Origin of the sequence: Mycobacterium gordonae (assembly GCF_001417955.2) — a bacterium.
In the GTDB taxonomy this organism is placed as follows: Bacteria; Actinomycetota; Actinomycetes; order Mycobacteriales; family Mycobacteriaceae; genus Mycobacterium; species Mycobacterium gordonae_B.
Genome location: NZ_LKTM01000057.1, coordinates 86,908 through 93,216 on the forward strand (window position 1 = coordinate 86,908; position 6,309 = coordinate 93,216).

The 6,309-nt window shown below is 66.8% G+C and carries 3 protein-coding genes and 1 pseudogene; 1 reads left to right on the forward strand and 3 read right to left on the reverse strand.

From position 1 onward, the window contains the following. Nucleotides 1–2: 2 nt before the first annotated feature. The 3 genes from AO501_RS08100 to glnA form a co-directional block, all read right to left on the reverse strand. Nucleotides 3–1,592 carry a protein kinase family protein gene (locus AO501_RS08100; RefSeq protein ID WP_055577233.1) on the reverse strand — a complete coding sequence of 530 codons (1,590 nt, stop codon included), beginning with the start codon at nt 1,590–1,592 and terminating at the stop codon, nt 3–5. 121 nt (nt 1,593–1,713) lie between these two features. Then, nucleotides 1,714–4,353 (reverse strand): ATP-binding protein, encoded by a 2,640-nt coding sequence (locus AO501_RS08105; protein ID WP_055577245.1) that lies wholly within the window; start codon nt 4,351–4,353, stop codon nt 1,714–1,716. A gap of 146 nt (nt 4,354–4,499) precedes the next feature. Beyond that, complete coding sequence (gene glnA / locus AO501_RS08110) at nt 4,500–5,936, reverse strand: type I glutamate--ammonia ligase (protein ID WP_055577234.1); 1,437 nt, start codon at nt 5,934–5,936, stop codon at nt 4,500–4,502. A 228-nt stretch (nt 5,937–6,164) separates the two neighbouring features. Here glnA and AO501_RS36965 point away from each other — a divergent pair. Beyond that, nucleotides 6,165–6,309, forward strand: a pseudogene (locus AO501_RS36965) (RDD family protein); the annotation flags it as partial.

The following is a 6,309-nucleotide window of genomic DNA, read 5'->3' on the forward strand; positions in this document are numbered from 1 at the left end:
GGCTACCTGAACTGTACTGCGCTCTGCAGTGTCAGCTCGGAAATGTCGGAATGGCTCTTCCCGCCGGTGGTGCCCAGGGTGCTGATCCAGAAAAGCACGAAAGTTGTTGGCGTAGAGGATGTTACGGGGATCACATGGTGGCCGGGTGGCAACGCGGCAGGCGCGCTGAGTTCGGTGGTGTCGCTGAGTCTTGCCGGCGTCGCGCTTGCTGATGCCCGGATCTGCACCACCGTGCCGGAGCTGTTCAGGTCGACGGCGACCGCGCTCAGCGGCGTGGGCTCGGCCAGCTGCAACAGGAGTCCGACACCGTCCTTGAACTTCGGGAACGGTGCGGGGTCGAAGTAGGTGTCGGTCGACCAGGCGGTGCCGGGGTCACCGTCGACCGCCAGTCCGGCCGAGCCGGGGTTGTCCGGCGCGCCGCCCGGCGAGAATACCGCGGCTCGGAGCACCTTGACCGTTGCGGGATTGGCGGCTACCAGCGACGGACTCGGTGAGGTCGCGGCCGGCTGAAGTCCGAGCTTGTCGCCGTTCATCGCCACCTTGGTGTCGAAGGTGCCGACCACGTGGCTGATCGTCGTCGCAAAGGTGGTCAGCAGGACCAGGACCACTGCCGCCGCACTTCCCAGACATGTCTTGACGAGCTGACGGCGCGCGTACTCGGCCCGCTCCGCGGATCCGAAATTGCGGAAGGCGGCGTACTGGCCGGGGGGCGGCAGAGCGGGCAGCTCACGGGTCCGGTGCGGATCCGTGGAGTTCTTGGCCTCCCCGCTCGCCTCGCGCAGCAACGTCGTAATGGTCTTGGCGCTGCGAATGTTCTCGCCATCGCGGACCAGGGCTGCCGCAGTGGACGACACCAGGAACGGGATGCGCGGGTCGATAGCCGCCGGCTCCTGGATCCGGCCCTGGGCGTCGGTCTCGGTGTTGTGCCAATCCTTCTGCACCGCTTGGTTTTCGAAGGGCCAGCGGTTGAGCAGCAGCGCATACATCACCGCGCCGATGCCCCGAAGATCATCGCGCGCAGTCGCGTCCGGCAAGGTCGCCGGGAAGGCCAGGACGGCGCGCCCGTCGAGGCTGACCCTGATCCGGGCAGGGTGGTCGATCGACAATGTCAGGCCCGCCCGGTGACCCCCTTCTGCCGCCTCGGCCAGCGACAGCACCGCGTCGGCGACCCCGATGGGTGACGGACCGCTGTTGGCCACCTCTTTCAACGTGGCGCCACGAATCCACTCCGAGACCACCACACCGCCGCAGTAATCACGGCCCACGTCGATCACCGTCGCCACCGACGGTGAGTCGATACCGCGCAGACGTGCGGTGCGGGAAAGGATTGCGTCGACGGTCGCCGCCGGCAGCGCATTCTCGGCGTCGACGACGGTGACAGCCAGGTGCTGCCCGGTCACGGTGTCAGCGGCCTGCCAGAACTGGAGGTGCGCCAACTCGCCGTAGAACAGCAGCAGCCGGATCCGGCCGCTGGCAATGGTGGCGCCGGCGATGAGGGGGTTCGCTGCGCCGCTCGGCGAACGCGGCTCGGTCCACAGATAGGGGATGTGTGCCGTCGCGACGTCCGGCGCGTTGGGTTGGCTGGCGGTCATCTCGTCGTCTCGCTCCCCGGCAGAGCACCGACCGCATCGGGACAGACGCGACCGGATGCTGACACTGGTCGCCCATCAGATAACCGCGCAGGGGCGCGGTCAAACCCGCGACGGGCGCAGTTCAGGCGCCGAGTTCGAGTTCTCTTCGCACCTGGTCGATTTGGTTGCAGGCGTACGTCACGATGGCGGTGACGGTCATCAGTTCACCCGTCCGGGCGAGCGATTCGAAGGCTTGTTCACCGAGGAACTCGCGTAGATGTCTGGTCAGCGCCCCCAGCTCGGGCAAGGACACCGCAACCATGGGATTGCCCGCTGCGAAACCGGCGATGGTGGCCGCCGGTTCGTAGCGTCCGAGCCGGTCGAGAACGAGGGCCAGGGTGGCCATGGGGTTGTGCATCATGCCGATGTTGCCGGATTCGTGGTTGGTACGGATGGCCACGGCGAGGTAGCCCAACGTCGTCACCGGGTCCCCGTGCTCGGCCTCGACGCCGCACCTCCAATACGAGAATTGTGATTCGAAAAATCGGTTACCGCTGTCGTGCGAGACGAGGACGCCCCGGCGAAACGCGTCGATCGCGCGACCCGAGTCGATATCGCGGAATGCAAAACCCCACGCGAAGAGCGCGTAGGCCAGCACCCAGGGATTGCCCGTCGCTTCAGCGGCATCGATGAGGCCTGTCGCGGCCACTGTCGCTTCGTCCGTCGAACCGGCCGCGGCCAATGCGAACACCAGGTTGGCTCTCGCGAATGTGTTCGCGTCGCCGGTACGTGCCAGCTGTGAGCGACACAGTTCCACATACCGATCGGGCCGGCCGACAAACAGATACGCACTGCCGAGCCAGGGCTCACCGAAGTAGGCGACGGCGTCGCCGGCGGTCGCGATGACCTGCTGGCCGATCTCGCTGTAGCGCACCGCATCTTCGAAGCGTCCGACGAGCACGCACAACGATGCCCCCACACAGATCGCCGCGAGTCGGGGATGGGCGAGGTCGCGGAGTCTTGCGACGAGTTCTTCGGCCCAGGTGATCGGTTCGTAGTTCTCGAGGAAAGGGCCGAGCAGCGCCGCGTAGGCCGCGATGGCAGCTGCCGTGTCAAGGTCGCCGTGTTCGGTGGCCCACCGGAAGGCAGTGCGCAGGTTGGCCAGCTCGACCGTGAACCAGTCGTACGCCGCGCGCTGGTTCGGGCTGTCCCACAGGGCCATGATGTCGGTTTCCCGTCCAGCGAAATACTTCGAGTGGGCGGCCCGGATCTCGACGGACGTTCCGCCGGCGACCAGGTGTTCCTCGGCGAACTGGCGGATCGTCTCCAGCATCGAGAAGCGGGTGCGCGAAGCGGCGTGGTCAGCGATGAGCAGTGACTTGCGTACCAGCGCGTCGAGTAGCTCGAGGACGGCGTACTCGTCGAGGTCGCCGGATCCTACCGCGCAGGCGCTGCGCAGGTCGAAACCGCCCGCGAAGACCGAACAGCGGTTGAGCACCGACCTCTCGGCGTCGTCGAGAAGGTCGTATGACCAGGCCACGGCGTGTCGCAGCGTGTGGTGACGTTCCAGGCCCCGACGGGAGCCGACCAGCAGCTGGAAGCGGTGGTCGAGACGGTCACGCACCTCGCCGGCGGTCATGGACGCCATCCGGGAGGCCGCGAGTTCGATGGCCAGTGGAATGCCGTCGAGACGCCGGCAGATCTCGGTCACCGCGGCGGCCTCGCCGGGGTCGGCCATCGAGAAGTCCGACGCGATGCGTCGCGCACGTTCGACGAACAGGGTCACCGCCGCGGACTCGAGTCCCGCTGCGGTGTCCAGGGGGCGCACCGGCAACACCTGCTCGTCGGGGACTCCGAGGCCTTCGCGGCTGGTGGCGAGGATTCGTATCGTCGCCGAAACGGCGAGTATGGCTTCGATCAGGTCGGCGGCGGCATCGAGAACGTGCTCGCAGTTGTCGAAGACCAGCAATCGGATCCGGCCCTCCAACGCGTCGGCCACCGACTCGGTGACGCTCTTGCCCGGTTGCTGGGTGATGCCGAGCACCGACGCCACCGCATCGGGTACCGCCACCGGATCGGTGACCGCGGCCAGCTCGAAAAGCCAGACGCCGTCCGGGAATGCCTCGGCCAGGTGTGTCGCGACGTCCGCCGCGAGGCGTGTCTTACCGACTCCGCCCACGCCGGTCAGCGTCACCACCCGGTGCGTCTTGACCGCCGCCTCGATCGCGGCCACCTCGGCGCCGCGGCCGACCAACCGGGTGCCGACAGACCGCAGGTTTCCCGGACTCGTATCAAGCGCCCGCAACGGCGGAAACTCCATGCGCAGACCCGCGGCCCGAACCTGGAACACCGCGACCGGCACGGGGACGTCGCGCAACCGTCGCGGCCCTAGATCGAGCAGATCCACTCCGCTCAGCAGACCTGCCGTCGACTCGGCAAGCAGGATCTGACCGCCATGGCCGGCGGCCATCACCCTGGCCGCACGGTTGAGTACCGTCCCGAAGTAGTCAGCCTGCCGAAGTTCGGCCTCGCCGGTCGCCAGACCCATCCGCACCGGCAACTCCAGCTGGAGTTGTGCCGCCACCGCGGCATCCACGGCCGCGCGGGGCGAGGCGAAGGCCGCGCACACGCCGTCACCGGTGTGCTTGAACAGGAAGCCGCCGTGTGCCTCGATCGCCCCGCGCAACACCTCGTCGTGGGCGGCCAGAGCGGCCCGCATCGCGTCGGCGTCGGCCTCCCACCGACGTGTGGAGCCCTCCACGTCGGTGAAAAGGAAAGTCACCACCCCCGAGGGGCAGCCGCCGGTGACACATCGGCAGAATCTCACAACCGACGCCCCGACAGAAACCACCCGCGCAGCGATCAGCGATGTGATCGCGGCGCGGGTGGCTCGGACCTGTCCGGGGCTACTAGGCCTCTAGACGTCCTTTAGACGTCGTAGTACAGCGCGAACTCGTACGGGTGGGGCCGGATCTGGACCGGCAGGATCTCGTTTTCCCGCTTGAAGTTGATCCACGTCTCAATCAGGTCGGGCGTGAACACGCCGCCCTCGGTGAGGTACTCGTGGTCCTCCTCGAGCTTGTCGATCACCGCGGACAGCTGAACCGGTGCCTGCGGGATGTTCGCGGCCTCCTCCGGGGGCAGCTCGTAAAGGTCCTTGTCCACCGGCGCCTGCGGCTCGATCTTGTTCTTGATGCCGTCCAGGCCGGCCATCAACATCGCGGCGAACGCCAGGTACGGGTTACCCGAGGAGTCGGGGCAGCGGAACTCGAGGCGCTTGGCCTTCGGGTTGCTGCCGGTGATCGGGATACGCACGCATGCCGACCGGTTGCGCTGGCTGTAGACCAGGTTGATCGGGGCCTCGTAGCCGGGCACCAGACGCTTGTAGGAGTTCACCGTCGGGTTGGTGAACGCCAGCAGCGACGGGGCGTGGTGCAGCAGGCCGCCGATGTAGTGGCGGGCGGTGTCCGACAGGCCGGCGTAGCCGGTCTCGTCGTACATCAGCGGGCTGCCGTCCTTCCACAGCGACTGGTGGGTGTGCATGCCGGACCCGTTGTCACCGAACAGCGGCTTGGGCATGAACGTGACGGTCTTGCCGTTGGCCCACGCGGTGTTCTTGACGATGTACTTGTACAGCTGCATGTCGTCCGCCGCGTGCAGCAGCGTGTTGAACTTGTAGTTGATCTCGGCCTGCCCGCCGGTGCCCACCTCGTGGTGGCCCTTCTCCAGGCTGAACCCGGCCGCGATCAGGTTCTGCAGCATCTTGCTGCGCAGGTCGACGTAGTGGTCGACGGGGGCCACCGGGAAGTAGCCGCCCTTGGGCCGCACCTTGTACCCGCGGTTCGGGCTGCCGTCGGCCTCGGTCGCCGAGCCGGTGTTCCACCAGCCGGAGATCGCGTCGACCTCGTAGAACGAGCCGTTGGTGCGCGAGTCGAAGGCCACCGAGTCGAAGATGTAGAACTCGGCCTCGGCACCGAAGTACGCGGTGTCGGCGATGCCAGTGCTGATCAGGTAGTTCTCGGCCTTGCGGGCGACGTTACGCGGGTCGCGGGAGTAGGGCTCGAGGGTGAAGGGGTCGTGCACGAAAAAGTTCAGGTTCAGCGTCTTGGCCTGCGTGAACAGGTCGACCTGCGCGGTTTCCGGGTCCGGCAGCAGCAGCATGTCGGACTCGTGGATCGACTGGAAACCACGGATCGACGACCCGTCGAAGGCCAGGCCGTCTTCGAACACGCTCTCGTCGAAGAACGAGATCGGAATGGTGAAGTGCTGCATGATGCCGGGCAGGTCGCAGAAACGGACGTCGACAAACTCGACGTTTTCGTCTTTGGCAAGTTTGAAGACGTCGTCGGGCGTCTTATCCGTCACAGAAGGCTCCTTTACTTGGTGATTCGCGGCCGACGCTAGAAAGCTCTTGTTGCCCGTCGGTCAACCCCGTGTTGCGCAGAGGTTACGTACCACAGCGGCTGCAACAGCACCCGGCTGACCACCGGGCCCTATTGTGAAGACCATGGCCCGCAAGATCGTAACTGGTCGACCGCCGACGCTGAATGGCCGATGCCAACGGCGCGCGCCCGCGGTCGCCGGACATCCCCGATGACACCGCAATCACCAGCCGGTTACCCCGGTGAAACGCTCGGCCTGCCGCGGACCGGTCCGGGTTCGGTGGCACCGATGGGACGCCGTCTGCTGGCGTTGCTGGTCGACTGGTTGATCGCCGCGGGGCTGGCGCTGCTGGCGC

Excerpts from the sequence above, each read along its gene's own strand:
- AO501_RS08100 (WP_055577233.1), bottom strand. The coding sequence starts at position 1,592 with ATGACCGCCAGCCAACCCAACGCGCCGGACGTCGCGACGGCACACATC.